General features: G+C 62.5%; 14 protein-coding genes. 9 read left to right on the top strand and 5 right to left on the bottom strand.

From position 1 onward, the window contains the following. Positions 1 to 207: 207 nt before the first annotated feature. The 3 genes from ACTJKE_RS01065 to ACTJKE_RS01055 all read left to right on the top strand — a co-directional run bounded on the left by ACTJKE_RS01065 (position 208) and on the right by ACTJKE_RS01055 (position 3,439). Complete coding sequence (locus tag ACTJKE_RS01065) at positions 208 to 807, top strand: DUF6656 family protein (protein WP_057251094.1); 600 nt, start codon at positions 208 to 210, stop codon at positions 805 to 807. A 79-nt stretch (positions 808 to 886) separates the two neighbouring features. Further along, entirely contained in the window at positions 887 to 1,861 is a 975-nt protein-coding gene (locus ACTJKE_RS01060; protein ID WP_440691046.1) for an L-threonylcarbamoyladenylate synthase, read from the top strand. Positions 1,862 to 2,005: 144 nt separating this feature from the next. Further along, a complete protein-coding gene (locus ACTJKE_RS01055) occupies positions 2,006 to 3,439 on the top strand; it encodes an FAD-binding oxidoreductase (RefSeq protein WP_440659846.1) in 1,434 nt (477 codons plus the stop codon). Between the two features lie 70 nt (positions 3,440 to 3,509). Here the strand turns inward: ACTJKE_RS01055 and ACTJKE_RS01050 are convergent, their stop codons facing one another. Next, a complete protein-coding gene (locus ACTJKE_RS01050; protein ID WP_058325467.1) occupies positions 3,510 to 5,984 on the bottom strand; it encodes a DUF1217 domain-containing protein in 2,475 nt (824 codons plus the stop codon). A 334-nt stretch (positions 5,985 to 6,318) separates the two neighbouring features. On the opposite strand from ACTJKE_RS01050, the gene ACTJKE_RS01045 reads away from it, so the two are divergent. Then, complete coding sequence (locus tag ACTJKE_RS01045; RefSeq protein WP_057250756.1) at positions 6,319 to 6,885, top strand: DUF6101 family protein; 567 nt, start codon at positions 6,319 to 6,321, stop codon at positions 6,883 to 6,885. A gap of 513 nt (positions 6,886 to 7,398) precedes the next feature. On the opposite strand, the gene ubiA is transcribed toward ACTJKE_RS01045, so the two are convergent. The 3 genes from ubiA to ACTJKE_RS01030 form a co-directional block, all read right to left on the bottom strand. Then, positions 7,399 to 8,358 (bottom strand): 4-hydroxybenzoate octaprenyltransferase, encoded by a 960-nt coding sequence (gene ubiA / locus ACTJKE_RS01040; protein WP_057250759.1) that lies wholly within the window; start codon positions 8,356 to 8,358, stop codon positions 7,399 to 7,401. 69 nt (positions 8,359 to 8,427) lie between these two features. Continuing rightward, on the bottom strand, positions 8,428 to 9,234 hold the full coding sequence (locus tag ACTJKE_RS01035; protein ID WP_440659847.1) for a MipA/OmpV family protein: 807 nt from the start codon (positions 9,232 to 9,234) through the stop codon (positions 8,428 to 8,430). A gap of 180 nt (positions 9,235 to 9,414) precedes the next feature. Beyond that, positions 9,415 to 10,230 carry an AraC family transcriptional regulator gene (locus ACTJKE_RS01030; RefSeq protein ID WP_440659849.1) on the bottom strand — a complete coding sequence of 272 codons (816 nt, stop codon included), beginning with the start codon at positions 10,228 to 10,230 and terminating at the stop codon, positions 9,415 to 9,417. Between the two features lie 109 nt (positions 10,231 to 10,339). Between ACTJKE_RS01030 and ACTJKE_RS01025 the strand changes: the two genes are divergently transcribed. From ACTJKE_RS01025 to ACTJKE_RS01005, 5 genes are all read left to right on the top strand, one after another. Continuing rightward, positions 10,340 to 11,536, top strand: a complete 1,197-nt coding sequence (locus ACTJKE_RS01025) for an MFS transporter (RefSeq protein WP_112996382.1) — start codon at positions 10,340 to 10,342, stop codon at positions 11,534 to 11,536. Between the two features lie 172 nt (positions 11,537 to 11,708). After that, positions 11,709 to 12,749 carry a polyamine ABC transporter substrate-binding protein gene (locus ACTJKE_RS01020; protein WP_112996383.1) on the top strand — a complete coding sequence of 347 codons (1,041 nt, stop codon included), beginning with the start codon at positions 11,709 to 11,711 and terminating at the stop codon, positions 12,747 to 12,749. Beyond that, positions 12,746 to 15,115, top strand: coding sequence for a putative bifunctional diguanylate cyclase/phosphodiesterase (locus tag ACTJKE_RS01015; protein ID WP_440691044.1), 2,370 nt, complete (start codon positions 12,746 to 12,748; stop codon positions 15,113 to 15,115). Before ACTJKE_RS01020 ends, ACTJKE_RS01015 begins: the two co-directional genes overlap by 4 nt. Positions 15,116 to 15,221: 106 nt before the next feature. Continuing rightward, the gene (gene purD / locus ACTJKE_RS01010) at positions 15,222 to 16,493 is read left to right on the top strand and encodes a phosphoribosylamine--glycine ligase (RefSeq protein ID WP_440659852.1); all 1,272 of its coding nucleotides are present in this window, start codon (positions 15,222 to 15,224) and stop codon (positions 16,491 to 16,493) included. A 107-nt stretch (positions 16,494 to 16,600) separates the two neighbouring features. Further along, a complete protein-coding gene (locus ACTJKE_RS01005; RefSeq protein WP_440659854.1) occupies positions 16,601 to 17,128 on the top strand; it encodes a plant virulence effector HPE1-like domain-containing protein in 528 nt (175 codons plus the stop codon). Between the two features lie 115 nt (positions 17,129 to 17,243). Here the strand turns inward: ACTJKE_RS01005 and ACTJKE_RS01000 are convergent, their stop codons facing one another. Continuing rightward, a complete protein-coding gene (locus ACTJKE_RS01000) occupies positions 17,244 to 17,747 on the bottom strand; it encodes a DUF523 domain-containing protein (RefSeq protein ID WP_440659855.1) in 504 nt (167 codons plus the stop codon). Between the last annotated feature and the right edge of the window lie 71 nt (positions 17,748 to 17,818).

Genomic DNA, 17,818 nt, shown 5'->3' with positions numbered 1-17,818 from the left:
AAACATATAGATAGATCAAAAATTTGGCAGATGCCGTCTTTTGTGACTGACATGACGCAGACACAGGAAGGCTTCGCCCGTTTGCGACATTCCCATGAATGTGCAGGGGCATCTTCCGCGAACGAAAGGAAATCCTTCATTAACCATAAGCCACTAGGCTTGCCGGCGGACGAAGATGTCCGGCAGGCAGATGGCACACTGACGATCATGGCAAAGTTCAGATATTACGACGCTGCGGCCGAGAAGCCGCCGGCGGTCATGCCGAAGACGGCCGTTCACACCGAGTTTCTGCGCACCGGCAGGATCAACCGCCGGCAATGGCTGCCGAGCGAGCGACGGTATCTGAGCTACGAAGAAGTCGCGGACAGGACCGGCAAGAAGCTCGCGACCGCCGGTGACACGACGCACAAGCGGATCAACGGCTTTCATGCCTCGATCCAGTTTCCCAAGCTGATTTTTCACCGCACGCTCGTCGGCAAGCCGCATCTCGGCTATTGCCATGTGACGGCGGCGCGGACGGCGGTCACGCCTTCCAAGGACATCACCTGGTCGTTCTACTTCGCCAATTTCTTCAGCGACCTTGGTGATGAGACGCATTTCTTCGACCGTATCCAGAGCGGCTATTCCCGCATGTATTTCGCGGTCGCGATCGAGCCGAACGCCGAAGACGGACAGATGGTCATCAACCGCAACGTCCGCGACAACGGGCTCCTCTTCCGCACGGACGACCCCAAGGTTGCTCTCAAGAACGTGCTGATGCTGGGTGCCCGGGACTCCGCGCTGCGCCGCATCATCCGCAGTCTCTGAGGCAGCAACCGAACGCCCCCAAAAAAATCGTTCTGTTTTCCCGGCACGTCCGTTAAGGAAGCGTCGGAAAGGAAACGGCATGGCAGAGATCATCGACACAGGCAGGGAACCGGACCGCGCGATCGAACGCGCCTGCGCCGTTCTTGCCGAAGGCGAACCGGTCGCCATTCCCACCGAAACCGTCTATGGCCTTGCCGCCGACGCCACCAATCCCGATGCGATCAGCCGCATCTACGAGATGAAGGGCCGGCCGCGCTTCAATCCGCTGATCTCGCATGTCTCCGACATGGCGATGGCCGAGGCCCATGTGCGCTTCGACCCGATTTCCCGACGCCTGGCGGAAACCTTCTGGCCCGGACCCCTGACGCTGATCTTGCCGCAGCGGCCCGATAGCAGCGTGCATGCGCTGGCCTCGGCCGGCCTCGACACGCTTGGCATCCGCATGCCCGACGGCTTTTCGCGCCGGGTGATCGCCCGCTTCGGGCGGCCGCTCGCAGCGCCCAGCGCCAACACCTCGGGCAAGATCAGCCCGACCAGTGCGGTCCATGTCGATGCGGATCTCGGCGAAAAGCTGAAACTGATCCTCGACGCAGGCCCGGCCGAAATCGGCTTGGAGTCCACGATCATCAAGGTCGATGGCGACGAGATCCGGCTGCTCCGCCCCGGCGGCCTCGATGCCGCAGAAATCGAGCGCCTGCTCGATCGTCCGGTGATCCGACCGGAAACGGCGGGAGCAACGATCGAGGCGCCGGGCATGCTGGCCTCCCACTACGCGCCCGGCGCGGCCGTCAGGCTCGATGTTGCCGATGTGCGTGCGGGCGAGGCCTTGATCCGCTTCGGCGGCGGCCGGATCGCCGGCGAGGAACAGGCGGCCATCGTTCTCGATCTCAGCCCGACCGGAAATCTTCACGAAGCGGCAGCCAATCTCTTCGACTACATGAAGCGGGCCGACGCCAGTGGCGCTGCGACGATCGCCTTCGGGCCGATCCCTTCGGAAGGATTGGGAGAAGCGATCATCGACCGGCTGCAGCGTGCGGCGGCGCCGCGAGGGTGAGATCGCGTGCGGCTTCTCCTCCGCACCCCGCCCTCACCGGACGGCCGCGATTGCGGTTATGATCGCAGCCGATAGGAACCGAGGATCGTGTCTTCAGATCGACCGATCCGATAGCGCGCTCAAGCGCAGTGCGAAGGCAGACTCATGACGACCCTTCCCTCTCCTGAACTCATCGCCTCCTTCGTCGAGATCGTCGGCAGCGCCAATGCGCTCACCGCCGAAGCGGACAAGGCGCGCTATCTCGTCGAATCCCGCGGGCTCTTTCGCGGCACGACGCCGATGGTGCTTCGCCCCGGTTCGGTCGACGAAGTCTCTCGCATCATGAAACTCGCCAGCGCGACCCGCACCGCGATCGTACCGCAGGGCGGCAACACCGGCCACGTGGCCGGACAGATCCCGCGGGAAGGCAAAGCGGACATCGTGCTTTCGCTCGAACGGCTGAACCGGATTCGCGACGTGGATCCGGTCGGCAACGTGATCGTCGCGGACGCCGGATGCATTCTCGCCGACATCCAGAAGGCAGCGGACGATCACAATCGCCTGTTCCCGCTGTCGCTCGGATCGGAAGGCTCCGCGCGTATCGGCGGCAATCTCTCCACCAATGCCGGCGGCACGGCGGTGCTCGCCTATGGCAACATGCGCCAGCTCTGCCTCGGCCTCGAGGTCGTGTTGCCAACCGGCGAAATTTGGGACGGGCTGCGCCGGCTGAAGAAGGACAATACCGGCTACGACCTGCGCGACCTCTTCATCGGCGCCGAGGGCACGCTCGGCGTCATCACCGGCGCGGTGCTCAAGCTATTCCCGAAACCGCTTGGACATCAGGTAGCCTTCGCCGGTGTCGGCAGTGTGGAGCATGCGCTCGCTCTCTTCGAAAAGGCCGCCAGCCTTTGCGGGCCGGCGCTGACCGGCTTCGAGCTGATGCCGCGCCTCGGCGTCGAATTCACGACGAAACATATTCCCGGCGTTCGCGACCCGATGGACACCGTCCATCCTTGGTACGCGCTGATCGACATCTCGACCTCGGATTCGGCCGAAAGCGCCGAGCGCATGGTCAACGACCTCCTGGAACAGGGCTTTGCCGCCGGTCTCGTCGAAAACGCCGTGATCGCCGCCAACGAGACGCAAGGCAAGGCGCTGTGGCATGTGCGCGAAAGCATGTCGCCGGCGCAGAAACCCGAGGGCGGCTCGATCAAGCACGACGTCTCAGTGCCCGTTTCCAGCATTCCTGCGTTTATGAAGGAGGCGGACGCCGCCGTCATGAAGGCGATCCCAGGCGCGCGCATCTGCTCTTTCGGCCACATGGGCGACGGCAACATCCACTACAACATTTCGCAGCCGGTCGGCGCCGACAAGCAGGCCTTCCTCGATCGCTGGCGCGAGATCAACGCGATCGTGCACGGTATCGTTCTGAGATATAACGGCTCGATCTCGGCCGAACACGGCATAGGCCAGCTGAAGCGCGACGAGCTCGCAGAAATCCGCGCACCGATCGAGATCGAGCTGATGCAACGGATCAAGCACGCCTTCGATCCGGCGGGCATCATGAACCCTGACAAGGTGCTGCGCGCCGACCGGTGAAGCGGGCAGTCTTCTGCGGCAGGCTTAAGCACCTGCCGCAAAGGGCTCGCTGCACTTTACGCAACCTGACTCAGCGACCGCCTGCGCGCAACTGCGAGAGAGACAGGAGCGTCTCGGCGCTGACGCCGCCTCCGCCGCTACCGCTGAGGATCGCCAGCCCCGGTGATACGTCCGTGTTGTTTTCGACGTCATAAAGTGCCGTGAACCGCTGCAGGAGCTTCTCGAGCTTCCCGGGATCCTGCAGATCCTTGATGTTGACGACGCGCTCGATATAGGCGGCCTGCGCCTCGATCTTGGCGTTCTGCAGCCCCTCCGGCATGCTGTAGGCCGTCTTGATAACCTGGAACAGGGCGGTCTCGGCCAGGATGTCGTAAGCCGTGTTGATCTCCGGGGCCTTGCGCTTGAAATAGAGCGCCAGGCGAACGCCGCCGTTGTCGGCGCCTTCGGACTCCTCGAGCGACTGATTGAGATAGAGGTCGACCGTGGTGATCAATCCGCGCCGGGTCTGGATCTGGCCGGCCTCGCCCCGGACGATCTTGCCGTCTGTGTCGAAGTTGAAGGAGGCGACGATCCCGCGGTACTTCAGCCCGTTCGGATCGGTATTGATGAAGCTCTTGGGATCGTCCAGGTTGGACGTGAACATGTCCTTGAGGTATTCGGTCTTGACCGTTCCCGGATCGATGCCGGACCCGACGAGCACGAAATCGACCAGCCGCCGGTTCGCCAGGAAGGCGTCGAGCGTCTCGATCTTCTCGATCTCGGCCGTGTAGTACTTGGCTTCCTCCTGCGCCTTGACCTTGGCGACCTTCTTCTCTTCATCCGTGCCGAACCGGGACTTGGCGATCACATAGGCCTTGGCCGTATTCATGATGTCGGCTTCGCTCTGCGCCAACTTTGGTGCGCCGAGCGTGCCGTCCGGATTGAAGTTGAATGCCTTTACCAGCTTGACGTAGCGCTCATCGCGCAGCGTGTTGGCATAGCTTCTGGGATCGTTGAGGTCGCTGGTCAGAATCCGCTTCAGCGTTCGGCTGCTCAGATCCTCATTATCGAGGCCGAAGGCGCGCAGCATGAATTTCTTCATGTCATTGTTGGCGAGCAACTCGTCGACCGATTTCATCGTGCCGATCAGGAGTTTGAAGCGTTTGACCAGCGCTTCGTCCTCGGCATCACTCTTGTCGTTGTAGCGCACCATGTAGCCGTCGGACGTCGTCTTCATCTGGTCCGCATCCTGCGCGGTCTTGCCGGCTGGCAGCGTACCGTCAGTCTGGAAGTTGAAGGCGGCAAGCATCTTCTTGTAGGCGGCGTTGTATTCGCCGCCATATTTGTTGACGTAGCTCTCCGGGTCGTTGATGTCGCTGGTGAGGATGTTTTCGACCGTAGAGGGCATCGTCGTCGCGGACGGCAAGCCGAAGGCGGTGATGATGTAGTTGAGCAGGCGGTTATCGGCGATCAGGTCCGAGACCTTGGTAATGCTGCCGATCTTCTGTTCGTAGTATTCCTTGTTGAGCAGCGCCCCGGCGCCGGTCAATCGTGCAGCGCCCGACGGTGTGACGCCGGGCCGCAGGAAGACATAGGCCTCGTTGAGCAGCGCCTTCTTTTCGTCGCTGATCGCCTTCTCACCGGCAGGCACGCTGCCGTCGGCATTGAAATTGAATGTCGAGGCGAGCTGGATATAGATATCGAGACTGCTGATCTGCCTGGCAAGCGTGTTCACCTCCAGGGAGAGCTGCGTCTTCAGCGCCGGCGCCTGGTCGCGCGGCGGCAGCCGTGCATCGAGGTCGGTGACGATTGCGTTCTGCTCATCGATCTTCGTCTGGATGGCAGGCTTGTCGGCATCGGGCGCCGCGGCCAGTTGGGCTGTCAGGCTGACGATCTGGGCGAGAGCGGTGTCGCGCGCGCCGAGATCCGTCAGCTGCTTGCTCGCTTCGGTCAACCGCGTCTTGGCTGCCGTCTGGTTGGCGGTCAAGGTCGCGGGATCGCTGGTCAACGCATTGCGAACTTCCGTGTACGAAAAGGTCTTCGGGTTCAGTCCGAACACGGTGAAGGCAAAGGAGCGCAGCTTTTCGTTGCCCAGGAACTGGTCGACATCGGTGACCAGATCCATGGCCGCGCCAAAATAGGCCATCTCTTGCCGCATGACTGTATCGAGATCGTTGATGCGGTCGTTGTAGAGGCCGATCAGCGCATCCTGCTGTGCGCTGGTTTGAGCCACCGCGGTTGCCGAACTGAAGTTGAAGGCCTGCGCAAAATTGCGGTAGCGTTCATCCGTGAGACGGTTGGCAAAACTGTTATCGTCCTTCAGGTCACTTTCCAGAACCTTGCGCATGAAGGCCTTGGCATAGGTCATGTCCTCCAGGCCATGCGCCTTCATCGCGTAGGAGTAGAGCCGGTAGTCGTCGAGGAACGCGTCGACGGTTTTCACGCGGTCGATGTTTTCCCGGTAATGTTGGGCCTCGCGCGCGATCTGCGGCTGCTGGGCAACACGATTGAGGCTGCTGCGCAAATCACGCGTGATGCGACTATAGTCGAGATAGGTCGATACCATGCCTGGCCCCGTCGGTTACCCATGGGGCGGCCGAACCAACCCCGAAACAGAATTCTGACGCGTCATGATTGCAGCACTGGCTTGTGTGTGGCTTTTGGCCGGCCGCCGACAGGCCGCTTGTTGCGTCCGATCGGAACAAGACCGTCCGACCCGTTGACGAAACAGAAACCCTGAGCGGTCGGCTTTTGCTAACCATCGAAAAACGCAAAGTTTTCTTAACCGCGATTCTTAAGCCGTTCGGAAAGGGGGGCGCCTATTCTCAGCCCATAGAGGACGAAAAAGTCCCGACGAGAAGACCGGAAACGGCTCTCAAGGAAAAACAAGGGCGATTGAAATGCGCAACACACTCTCTCAACCCGCATGGGTCGAAAACACGCTCCGTCTTGATCCGAAGCGCTTTCCACAGCAGGCAAGCTACGCCTTGCGCGGTCACACGGGTAATGTCACGATCAGCCTGGACGAGCGTGGCGCAGTTCTGCGCAAGGTGCTACCATCGAGCGGCCTGCCGCTTTCGATCGCACTGCCGGCGCGGGCATTCAAAGGGGTCGCGGCTCGCGCGATCGATCACGGCGACGGAGACGTTACAGTGACGCTGGAACTTCATCACGACGACCCGGACCTCTGCGTTCCGCTGCTCGTCGCACACGACCTGTCCGACATCGCGGCCGACTGGCGCGCCTGGGCGGAGGCCTATCGCATTCCCATGCTGATGGTCGAAGCGGATGGCGTCGCAAGGCCCCTCGAAGAGCATCTCGGCGACGTGCGCACCGCGCCGGTCAAGCCGCGGCGCCGCCACTCCTTCTTCGCCGAGCGCCGGCCGCGTTTCCTCGTGCGCCGTTCCACCGGCACGCTTGGCGTTCACATGAAGATCGACGGGCGCGAGATCATCGCCCGCAGCTAATCCGCAGCAGCACCTCCAGCGCGACAGCCGGCCGTTCCCTGCGGCCGGCTGTTGTCGTTTGATCTCCGCGCTGGCGATTTTGGGGCTGCCGATTTTGGGATGCCGTTGCGGACGGCAAGCCATTTCACAGGTTTTCTGGGATTGCTCGAGATGTTCCCACGGAAACAGCTCCGCCGCCTTCTTCGTGCCATATCGGGTTCATAGCCAAGATCACGAAAGAAGGAGAAACCTGATGCGCAAGCATATCGTCGCCGCCGTTGCTGTCATCCTGTCCAGCTTCCGTGCGCGTCACGAGGCGAAGGAGCGCAAGGCCGCCCGCGAGATCAGCTGGGCCTGAAGCTTCTGCGGCCCGCCACTACAGCGCCGCGCGTCTTTTCAGACGCGCAAAGGTCGCTGTAGCACTTTCAGGGCTGCATGTTTTTACCCTTAAACCGGCTAGGATTTAAGGAAACATGCAGAAGCGGGACGGACCGAATGCATGAAGAGGATCCTCCGCCGCGACGGAGGATCTTTTCATATCAGGCGAACAAGAAACGCCAGCACCAGGCCGACAAAGATGATCAGGCCCACGACCCCATTGAACTTGAACAGCGCCAGGCACTGTGCCGGATCGTGGATGTTCAACACCAGGATCTGATAGGTCAGCATCGCCGCGGCAATCAGAAGTCCGATATAGGCAATGGTGCCGGCACCGGCAGCCACGAAGGACAGCAGCAACAGCAGCGTCGCGATGCCATAAAGGCCGATCAGCCACGGTCGCGGATTTTCGCCGAACCGCCTTGCCGTCGAACGCACGCCGATCAGCTCGTCGTCCTCTCTGTCCTGGTAGGCGTAGATCGTGTCATAGCCGATCGTCCAGGCAATGGCCGCACCGTAGAGCAGCACGGCTGCCAGCGACAGCGTGCCGAACGCGGCTGCCCAACCCATCAGCGCGCCCCAGGAGAAGGCGAGGCCCAGGAAGAATTGCGGCCAATCGGTAAACCGCTTAGCAAAGGGGTAGATCGCGACGATCGCCAGCGACAGGATGCCGAGCACGATCGAGAACGTGTTGAACTGCAGCAACACGACAAGGCCGACGAGCGCCTGCAGCACCATGAACACTTTCGCCTGAAGACGCGAAACGCGCCCCGACGGAAGCGGCCGCGAGCGGGTGCGCGCAACCTCCATATCGATGTCGTGGTCGACGATGTCGTTGTAGGTGCACCCGGCGCCGCGCATGGCAATCGCGCCGGCGGTGAACAGGAAGCAATGATACAGGAAGCGGCCGAACGAGAATTCTTCGGTGCCCGCCGCTGCGCCCGTCGCCAGCGCCACGGACCAGAGGCAGGGCAACAGCAGCAATTGCCAGCCGATCGGACGGTCCCAACGGGCAAGCTGCGCATAGGGCCAGAGCGCGCGCGGCAGGACGCGATAAACCCAATTGTTGGACGGCGCGTCGTGGACGCGGCCGGAATCGGCGGAAAACGTGTTCATTCCCCTGTTTGACGCCGCAGGTCCGGCCGGTCAAGCGGCGAGATCGCCGCGGCGCCCAACCAGCGAACGTCAGGGAAGAGTGAAGTCGAAGCGGTAGGTCGCCGACAGACCGACCAGGACCTGGTTGCGGCTGCCACGCTCTTGAACGAGGCTGGAATCGGCGGCAGGGCCAAGCAGGCGCCGATACTCGGCATAGGCACTCGTCTCAAGCTTCTCCGTTGCCTGCCAGGTGATCGCGGCGCCGACGCCGGCGGATCCGACGCCGCCATGCGGATAATACGTGGCGAGGCCGGATGCGGCAGACTCGCGGTCGTTCACGCCATAATAGGCGCCGTAGTAGTCGCTGGTCGCAGCGGTCAGGCGTGGACCGCCGGAGATGCGGACATTGCTGCTGACATCGGTGAAGGCGTCGGCCGCAACGTCGGCGACGATACCGTGGTGGCTGCGAATGCCCTGGCGAACTTCGGCGCGCACCCGCAGCCAGTCCGTCGGATAAACCTCCGCAAAGCCGCCGACTTCACCGCCGAACTTGATCGGATCGAGGCCCCTCAGGTCGCTGGACGTGCCGGCGTCGCGCTCGAAGATCAGCTTGCCGACGAGACCGGCACGGAAACTTCCTTGGTCGACCAGCGCATAGGACATGTTGTCGTTGCGCGAGGAGAAGCGGACCGAGCTGCCGGCCTTGCCGAGCGAGATCAGGGGCGCGGCCTGGAACATGCGCTTCGAGGCGCCTTCATACTTCGGGCCGAGGAAGCCGGTGGCACCGACCTTCAGATACCAGTCACCGGACCAGAAATACTGGCCGTCACCGGCAGAGGCGGCGTTGGCCGACAGCAAAAGGGTTCCAGAAAGGAGGACGAGAGAACGGATACGCAAGAAACAACTCCGGAAGAATCATTCGCCGGGGCGAAGTTTGACCGTGCCGCTGCGCCGAGGGAGGGAGGGAGGGAGGTGGGCAGGAACGACACGAGGGCGACTTATTGCGGCTTGTTCCTACGATTCCGTTAACCAGGTCAATTCAACCTTCCTTTGCCATACCCGGTTGGCGAACCCCGGTCACTGGCCAAGATAGGTCTTGAGATAGACGCTCGGCGGGCTGCCGAGCATGCGGCGAAACATGGTGGTGAAGGCCGCGACATTCTCATAGCCGGCATCAAGGGCCACATTGGTGATTGGCTCGCCATCGGCAAGGAGCGGCAAGGAAGCGAAGATACAGGCCTGTTGGCGCCAGGTGACAAAGCTAACGCCCGTCTCCTTGCGGAAGAACCGCGTGAATGATCGCCGGCTGAGGCGCATGCGATCCGCCCACTGGTCGATGCTCGCTGCCGCCGATGGCGCCTGCAGGAACTGTCGGCACAGCGCCGCGAGCTTCTCGTCGCGCGGAAACGGCAGGCCGAGCGGGCGTTCCTGCAGTCGGCCGATTTCTTCCAGAAGCAGATCCGTGACCAGTTGTTCGCGCCGCTCCGACATCGTCTCGTTCTCGATGCTGACGAGCGTATCGACAAGGCTGCCGGCGAGCGGATTGATTTCCATGACCATCGGCCGTTCGGCGCGCAGCAGTTCCGGCGCGAAGTAGATCGAGTGCATGCGCACGTCACTGATCATCTCGGCCGAGTGCTCCATACCGGCCGGGATCAGCAGGGCATGGCCGGGCGGAACCATCCACCGCCCGCGCTCGGTGCGCATCAGCACGACGCCGCCGCGCGCCCACCAGAGCTGCGTGCGCGTATGGCTGTGGAAGGGAACCAGAAGACCGGCGCTATAGTCTCGTCCGAGCGCCAGCACCGGGGCGTTTCCCGTCTCGACCCAATCGAGGTTCCGGAAGTGATCGTCATCGGGAAGCTGCGGCAAGGGATATCGGCGGATCGGCATTTGGCCCACTCACAAAAGAAATCGACCAGATCACAAAAGCAGGCCAATCGCAACCTCAGTACAGATAGCCCTTGCCGCATACAACCTTCGAGACGGCAAGGAATCACCCATGTCTACCGTGACCTCAACTTCCGGGATCTCGCCGGAAAAGACGGCCTTCTCCGTCATCCTGGCTGTCAGCTTCTGCCATATGCTGAACGACATCATGCAGTCGCTGCTGACCGCGCTCTATCCGCTGCTCAAGGCGAACTATTCGCTCGATTTCGTGCAGATCGGCCTCTTGACCTTTACCTTCCAGCTGACGGCGTCGATGCTGCAGCCGGCCGTCGGCATCATCACCGACCGCTGGGCGCTGCCCTATTCGCTGCCGCTCGCCATGCTTTCGACCTGCAGCGGCCTGATCCTGCTCGCGAATGCGCATGATTTCTGGGTCCTGCTGGTGGCCGCGAGCCTGATCGGCATCGGCTCGGCGATCTTCCATCCGGAATCGTCGCGCATCGCCCGCCTCGCCTCCGGCGGTCGCCACGGATTGGCGCAATCGCTCTTCCAGGTGGGTGGCAATGCCGGCAGCGCCATGGGTCCGCTGCTTGCCGCCTTCATCGTCATTCCCTTCGGCCAGGGAAGCCTCAGCTGGTTCTCGATCGTCGCGATCATCGGCTTCTTCGTGCTCTCCTGGGTCAGCACCTGGTATGTGCGCCATCGCCGCACCACGATGAGCCGGCCGGCACCGAGCCGTGCCCTTCCGCTGCCGAAGGGGCGGGTCATGTGGGCGGTCGCCGTGCTCGTGCTCCTGACCGCCACCAAGAACGTCTACATGGCGAGCATCTCCAGCTACTTCACCTTCTTCGTCATCGAGAAGTTCGGCATCGACGTGCAGCAGGCGCAGCTCATGCTGTTCCTGTTCCTCGGCGCGGCCGCGGCCGGAACCTTCCTCGGCGGGCCGATCGGTGACCGTTACGGCGCCCGCTTCGTCATTTGGTTCTCGATCCTCGGCGTCATCCCCTTCGCCTTGCTGTTGCCCTATGCGAACCTCTTCTGGACCGGGGTCCTGTCGATCATCATCGGCCTGATCTTCTCCTCGGCCTTCTCGGCAATCGTCGTCTTCGCCCAGGAGCTGGTGCCGGGTCGCGTGGGGCTGATCGCCGGCGTCTTCTTCGGTTTCGCCTTCGGCTTCGGCGGCATGGGCGCGGCCGTGCTCGGCATCTTTGCCGACCGGCAGGGCATCGAGTTCGTCTACACCATCTGCTCCTATTTGCCGCTGCTTGGCATCCTCACGATCCTGCTGCCGAAGATCCCCACGCGATAGGCTCTTCGCGCCGAAATCGCTTCCGTTTTCACCGGGCGCCGCCATGCGACGCCCGGTTTTCGTCTTGCGCCACAAGCAGCACTCGACACCCCATCCCCGTCGCAGCCCCACGTAATCATTCATCAATTTTTGCGCGCTACGGTCGTCTGACGGGCTTGGGCAGGGGTATAGAATGCAGGGGCGAACGGCGATTCCGGCCTTTCTGGCGACGTTGCTATTTGCAACGGCGGCATCGGCCGAGACCCTGAACCTGCTGATCTGGGAATCCTATATCGACCAGAAGATCCTTGATCGCTGGACGTCGATAACAGGCGTCGCGGTGCACCAGGTCTATTACGATAGCGGCGACACCCGCGACGAGGTGCTGGCCGATCCGAACAGCCGCGTCGATCTGGTGGTAACCGGCGAAAACAGCGCCGCCCTTTTCGGCCGCAAGGGCGTGCTCGAAAAGCTCGACGAGACCAACGTCGCCTCGCTCCGGGACTATGACGAAAGCTGGCGCAAGCGCTGCTCGGGCCGAGGCCTGCCCTATCTTTGGGGCACGATGGGCATCCTCTACCGATCGGACGTCGTTCCGGAGGCGCCGGCCTCCTGGCAGGATCTCATGCGCCCAACCCCGGCACTCTCCAAGCATGTCGCCATGTACGACGACCACAACGAGGCCTTCGTCGCGCCGCTGATGCTGCTCGGCCAATCGATCAACACCAACGACAGCGCCACCTTGAAGGCCGCCTTCGGCCTGATGAAGGAACAGGCGCCCTCGGTGCTCACCTACGAATATATCATCAGCTCGATCCAGAACCCGACGGTCAGCAAGGACATCTACATGGCGCTGGGCTACAGCGGCGACCAGCACGTGCTGAACGACAAGGCAGGTACGCCCGGCGTCTGGCGCTACGCCGTTCCCAAGGAAGGCACGCTTTCCTGGCTCGATTGCATGTCGGTCGTCGCCAAATCCCCGAACAAGGACCGCGCGCTCGCTCTCCTCGACTATCTCGGCTCGCCCGGCAGTGCTGCCGCGAACGCGCTGGCGCTCAACATGCCGACGGCAAGCCGGGCAGCCTATGCGCTCCTGCCGGAAGAAGTCCGCGCCGACCCCGCCATCTACCCCTCACCCGACATCCTGGCCAAGAGCCAGTATCAACAGGAACTGTCCACAGAGTCGGTGCAATTGCGCCGGCGCATCATCAGCACATTGGCGAACTTCCAGTGAATCTCGGCAAACGCGCGCTCATCCTGATCTTCCCCGTCGTTCTCGCTGGCTACCTACTGGCGGCAGTCTCGGTCCACGTCACGCAGAGCCGCTCCATCCGCGCGCTCGAACACGCCAAACTGTCGCAGCGCCTGGAACATGCGGCCGCCGTGTTCCAGAACGAGATCGGCCGCAGCAAGGGCTTCCTCAATGCGCTCTTGAACGGCAACTCGCTGCGCCAGTATGTGTCCGAAACGGATGAGAACTACCGCGCCAATGCGCTTGGTGTCAGGCTGCAGGAAAGCATCAAATCACTCCTGGACGACCCGACGGGCTACGTGTCGCTGGCGCTGCTGACTTCCGATCTGAAGACGGACTACTATTTCGAAAACAGCTGGGACCCCTTCGCCCAGATCGACGAGGCCCAGCTCAACCTCGCCCGCCGCTTGATCCGCGAAGACACGCTCGCCGACTGGACCTATCTTTACGAAGCGGGACAAAGACCACGCATCGTTTATTCCTTCTTCCTCGATCCGGTCGCCTTCACCCGGCCGCTGCCGAGCAAGAAATCGAGCGCTCTGCTCGTCCAGGTCGCGATCCAGCCGGACCGCTTCCTCGACATGCAGCAGGCGCTGAAGAAGGAATACGGCTCCGACATCGTGCTCCAGCCCTGGCCGCTGGCGATTACCGAAGACCTTTCGGCAAGCGTTCATCTCGGGCCCTCGCTCTATGCGACGCTCACGGTTTCGAGCAAACATTTCGATGCGCTGTTGGCCAGGCAGAAGATCCTGCTGGCGCTCGGCGCCGTGGCGATGAGCCTGTTCTCGATCTGGCTGATCATCATGCTGATCCGCCGCTTCATTACCGACCCGATCGCAAGCCTCGACGCCAACGTGATGGCGGTGATGGTGGGCGCGCGCGACGAGATCCGCGACATGGAGGAGAAAGGCGAGATCGGGCGGCTGACGGAAAATATCCGCGAATTGCATCGGCAGTCGGTGCAATCGCTGAAACTCGTGCAACGCAGTTCCTGGACCGACACCCTGACCGGCATCAGCAACCGCGGCCATTTCAACGCACTTGCCGCCGGCGCCGTGCGCGAGGCAATCGCCGCCGGCGAGAAGTGCAGCCTGCTGTTTATCGACATCGACAACTTCAAGTTCGTCAATGACAAGCACGGCCACGAGATCGGCGACGAGCTCCTGAAGACGCTGGCCGTCCGCATCGGCGAGCGTGTCGATGCCATTACCGAGCGGCGCGGCCAGAAGCCGGCCATTCTTGCCCGCCTCTCCGGCGACGAATTCGCCGTTTTCGTGCGATCGCGACCCGGCGACGGAACGGTCCGGGAAATCTCGGCCGCCATTCTGGGATTGTTCGAGGACGGCTTCGAAGTCTCCGACAAGCGCTACCCGGTGACCGCAAGCATCGGCGCGGCGATCTGCCCGGACGATGCGACCAACCTTGCCGAGCTGATTTCGAATGCCGATGCCGCGATGTATCAGGCGAAGACCAGCGGCAAGAACCGTTCGGCCCGTTTCTCGCGCGCGCTTCACGATAAGCGCACGCGGCTGCGCCAGATCCAGGACGAGCTGCGCGCGCTCGATCCGGACGAACAGTTCCATCTCGTCTACATGCCGATGGTCGACACCGAAGGCCGCGTCACAGGCTGCGAAGCGCTGCTGCGCTGGTACTCGCCGGTCCTCGGCAATGTTACCCCGGATGAATTCGTGCCGATCGCCGAAAGCTCCGGTCTCTTCACCAAGATCGACTGGTGGGTGATCAACAAGGCGATGTCCGATTGCCGGCAGCTCAAGGCGCTGTTCGGCCCGGAAACGGTGCTGGCAATCAACATCTCCTCGGCCGAACTGCACTCCAAGGCGATTGCCGACCATTTCTCTGACTGCCTGGAGCGACATGGGCTGGAGGCGCGTTCGATCGAGATCGAGCTCACCGAAACCTTCGCCGTCAAGTTCAGCGACCAGCTTCGCCGCAACATCGACGCCCTGCGCCAGAATGGCTTCCGCCTTTCGATCGACGATTTCGGCGCCGGCTACACGTCCGTGCAGCAGATCATCGAATACACGGCCGATACTATCAAGCTCGACCGGGCGCTGGTCTCGAACCTCACCGCGTCGCAGTCGCTGCCGGTGCTCAAGGCGCTCATCGCGCTCTGCCACGCCAAGGACGTCGCCGTCGTCGGCGAAGGCATCGACACGCCAGAGAAGCTCTCGATGCTGACTGCAGCCGGTTGCGATCTGTTCCAGGGCTATCTCATCAGCAAGCCGCTGCCGATTGAAGATCTCGGCATCTGGGCGCTGACGCGCACCGCCCGCTACGCGCACGACGAAGGGCTGGATGACGTACAAACTCGGCAGGCCATCGCCTGAAGGGTGGCGATTGCGGGAATCGCTGCCTGGACTCCCATTTTCCCTTGACCTTGCCGCCCTGCCGTCCTAACCGCAGCGCAGCAATTTCGGGATATCGGGGGCTGCAATGAAGGTTCTTCTCATCGGATCGGGTGGGCGCGAGCACGCCCTTGCATGGAAGATTGCGCAGTCTCCCAAACTGACGAAGCTCTATGCGGCACCGGGCAATCCCGGCATCGCCGAAGAAGCCGTCATCGTCGCGCTCGACACGGACGATCATGCGGCCGTCGCCGATTTTTGCCGCAAGGAAGCGATCGATTTCGTCGTGGTCGGTCCTGAGGGCCCGTTGGTCGCCGGTCTCGCCGACGTCCTGCGCGCAGCCGGCATCGCCGTCTTCGGCCCGTCTGCCGCCGCCGCCCAGCTCGAAGGCTCCAAGGGCTTCACCAAGGATCTTTGCGCCCGCTATGACATTCCGACCGGCGCCTATGGCCGCTTCACCGATGCCGAAAGCGCCAAGGCCTATGTGCGCGCCCAGGGCGCGCCCATCGTGATCAAGGCCGATGGCCTGGCAGCCGGCAAGGGTGTCACCGTCGCCATGGCGCTCGATGAGGCGCTCGCTGCCGTCGACGATTGTTTTGCCGGCGCCTTTGGTGCTGCCGGCGCCGAAGTGGTGGTCGAGGCCTATCTCGATGGTGAGGAAGCAAGCTTCTTCTGCCTGTGCGACGGCAAGACCGCGCTGGCGCTTGCCTCCGCGCAGGATCACAAGCGCGTCGGCGACGGCGATACCGGGCCGAATACCGGCGGCATGGGCGCCTACTCGCCCGCTCCGGTCATGACGGCCGAGATGATCGAGCGCACGATGAAGGAGATCATCGAGCCGACGATGCGCGGCATGGCGGAAAGCGGCCATCCCTTTTCCGGCGTCTTCTTTGCCGGCCTGATGATCACCGCCAAGGGCCCGGAGCTAATCGAATACAATGTCCGCTTCGGCGACCCGGAATGCCAGGTGCTGATGATGCGGATGAAGAGCGATCTGCTGCCGCTGCTCTATGCCGCGGCGACCGGCACGCTCGCCGGCATGGTGGCCGATTGGCGCGAGGAGACGGCCCTGACCGTGGTCATGGCTTCCAAGGGTTATCCGAGCAGCTACGCCAAGAACACGCCGATCGCCGCCCTTCCCGCGGCCTCGGCCACCACCAAGGTGTTCCACGCTGGCACAGCGATGAAGGACGGGGCCTTGGTCGCGACCGGTGGCCGCGTGCTCAACATCACCGCAACGGGCGCAAGTGCAGGCACGGCCAAGGACAGAGCCTATGCGGCGGTCTCGGCCGTTTCCTGGGAAAATGGCTTCTACAGGCACGATATCGGCTGGCGCGCCGTTGCACGCGAGAAAGCGTGATCCGGAGCGGAACTCATTTCCGGATCATTCTATTTTTACCAATTCTCCTGACGAGAAAGTAAGGGAGTGCGCATATTCTCGCCGCTAACAATTGCGGGAGAAAGCGTATGCGCCTGTTGCTGATCACCACCGTCCTCGGGCTTGCCGCCGGCAACGCAGAGGCGTCGTCGATCGAGGCGCTCGCGTCGGGCACGACCGACAACGCCAGTGTTGCCACCGTCTCCTGCGCCGAATGTCCGCCGCTGCAGTCGAAGAAGAAGGTGACCTATGTCGTGCCCACGATCGCTGCAGGCGACGAAACGGTCGAGCTCAAGAAAATCAACGGCGAGATGAAGATGGTGCGCACCGAAGCCTGGCTCGGTGGCTCCCCGGTTGTCTTCGTCAGCAAGCCTTCGCCGGAGATCATCAAGGCGGCTTCCGCCGACAGCGATGCCTCCCCGACAGTCGTCGTCTCGACGAATGCGGACGACCAGAACCCGGTGTCGGATGACGCGAAGATGATCGCGATCGACCAGACCGCAAAGACCGCCGCGGTCACGCCGATCGGCGCCTCCATGGGCGGCTCAGTTGCACCGCCGACCGAAGACGGCTCACAGCAATTTGATCCGTCCACCCTCGAACTTCGGCTAGACTGATCTCCTATCGGGAAAGTTCCCTGCCCCGCTCAGCTGTCCCCTGCATGCAAGGCTGACGGGCGTTTCGCTGCACAGCGAGAGATTGCGCCCCTGAGAGAAGCAGGGGCGCAATCTTTTATTGTGGGCCTTCCAATCCTTCGATCCGCGCGACCAGCGCCTCGATCTGCCTGTCCGAATAGACTTCGATGCCATTGCCGGCGAGCAATGCTGCCGCCACACCCTCGCCCGGATGGCGAGCGCCGGAAAAGCTGCCGTCATAGACGAAGCCGGATCCGCAGGACGGGCTGCCATCGATCAGCAGCGCAAAACGACAGCCGGTTTCCTTCGCCAGCGAAAGCGCGTTTTCGGCGGCCCGCACGAAGTCTTCGGTCACATCGCGGCCGTTGATCTCCACCACTCTCGCCTCGCCTTCGAGCACATCCTTGCCGACGGCGCCTGAAGCAATTTCCGCTGGCGGGCGCGGCACCGGCATGCCGGCAGACATTTCCGGACAGATGGTCACGAGACGGCCTTCGGCCCGCCAGCGATCGACCGCCGGATGAATGAGCGGTTTCGACTGACCGTCATAGCGGACGGCATGGCCCATGAGACAGGCGCTGACGAGGATCTTTGCGGGCATACGACTTCCTACTCCGAGGCCGGTGATGGTCATCAAGCGCGATCCCGACCCTACAGCGCCGCGCTGCATGT

Source organism: Ensifer sp. 22521 (assembly GCF_052044795.1).
In the GTDB taxonomy this organism is placed as follows: Bacteria; Pseudomonadota; Alphaproteobacteria; order Rhizobiales; family Rhizobiaceae; genus Ensifer.
The sequence above is the reverse complement of the archived record's forward strand: the minus strand, read 5'-3'. Positions and strand labels throughout refer to the sequence as shown.

Bases quoted from the DNA above. Each gene is read 5' to 3' on its own strand.
- ACTJKE_RS01065 (WP_057251094.1), top strand. From the start codon at position 208: ATGGCAAAGTTCAGATATTACGACGCTGCGGCCGAGAAGCCGCCGGCG.
- ACTJKE_RS01060 (WP_440691046.1), top strand. From the start codon at position 887: ATGGCAGAGATCATCGACACAGGCAGGGAACCGGACCGCGCGATCGAA.
- ACTJKE_RS01055 (WP_440659846.1), top strand. From the start codon at position 2,006: ATGACGACCCTTCCCTCTCCTGAACTCATCGCCTCCTTCGTCGAGATC.
- ACTJKE_RS01050 (WP_058325467.1), bottom strand. From the start codon at position 5,984: ATGGTATCGACCTATCTCGACTATAGTCGCATCACGCGTGATTTGCGC.
- ACTJKE_RS01045 (WP_057250756.1), top strand. From the start codon at position 6,319: ATGCGCAACACACTCTCTCAACCCGCATGGGTCGAAAACACGCTCCGT.
- ubiA (WP_057250759.1), bottom strand. From the start codon at position 8,358: ATGAACACGTTTTCCGCCGATTCCGGCCGCGTCCACGACGCGCCGTCC.
- ACTJKE_RS01030 (WP_440659849.1), bottom strand. From the start codon at position 10,230: ATGCCGATCCGCCGATATCCCTTGCCGCAGCTTCCCGATGACGATCAC.
- ACTJKE_RS01025 (WP_112996382.1), top strand. From the start codon at position 10,340: ATGTCTACCGTGACCTCAACTTCCGGGATCTCGCCGGAAAAGACGGCC.
- ACTJKE_RS01020 (WP_112996383.1), top strand. From the start codon at position 11,709: ATGCAGGGGCGAACGGCGATTCCGGCCTTTCTGGCGACGTTGCTATTT.
- purD (WP_440659852.1), top strand. From the start codon at position 15,222: ATGAAGGTTCTTCTCATCGGATCGGGTGGGCGCGAGCACGCCCTTGCA.
- ACTJKE_RS01005 (WP_440659854.1), top strand. From the start codon at position 16,601: ATGCGCCTGTTGCTGATCACCACCGTCCTCGGGCTTGCCGCCGGCAAC.
- ACTJKE_RS01000 (WP_440659855.1), bottom strand. From the start codon at position 17,747: ATGCCCGCAAAGATCCTCGTCAGCGCCTGTCTCATGGGCCATGCCGTC.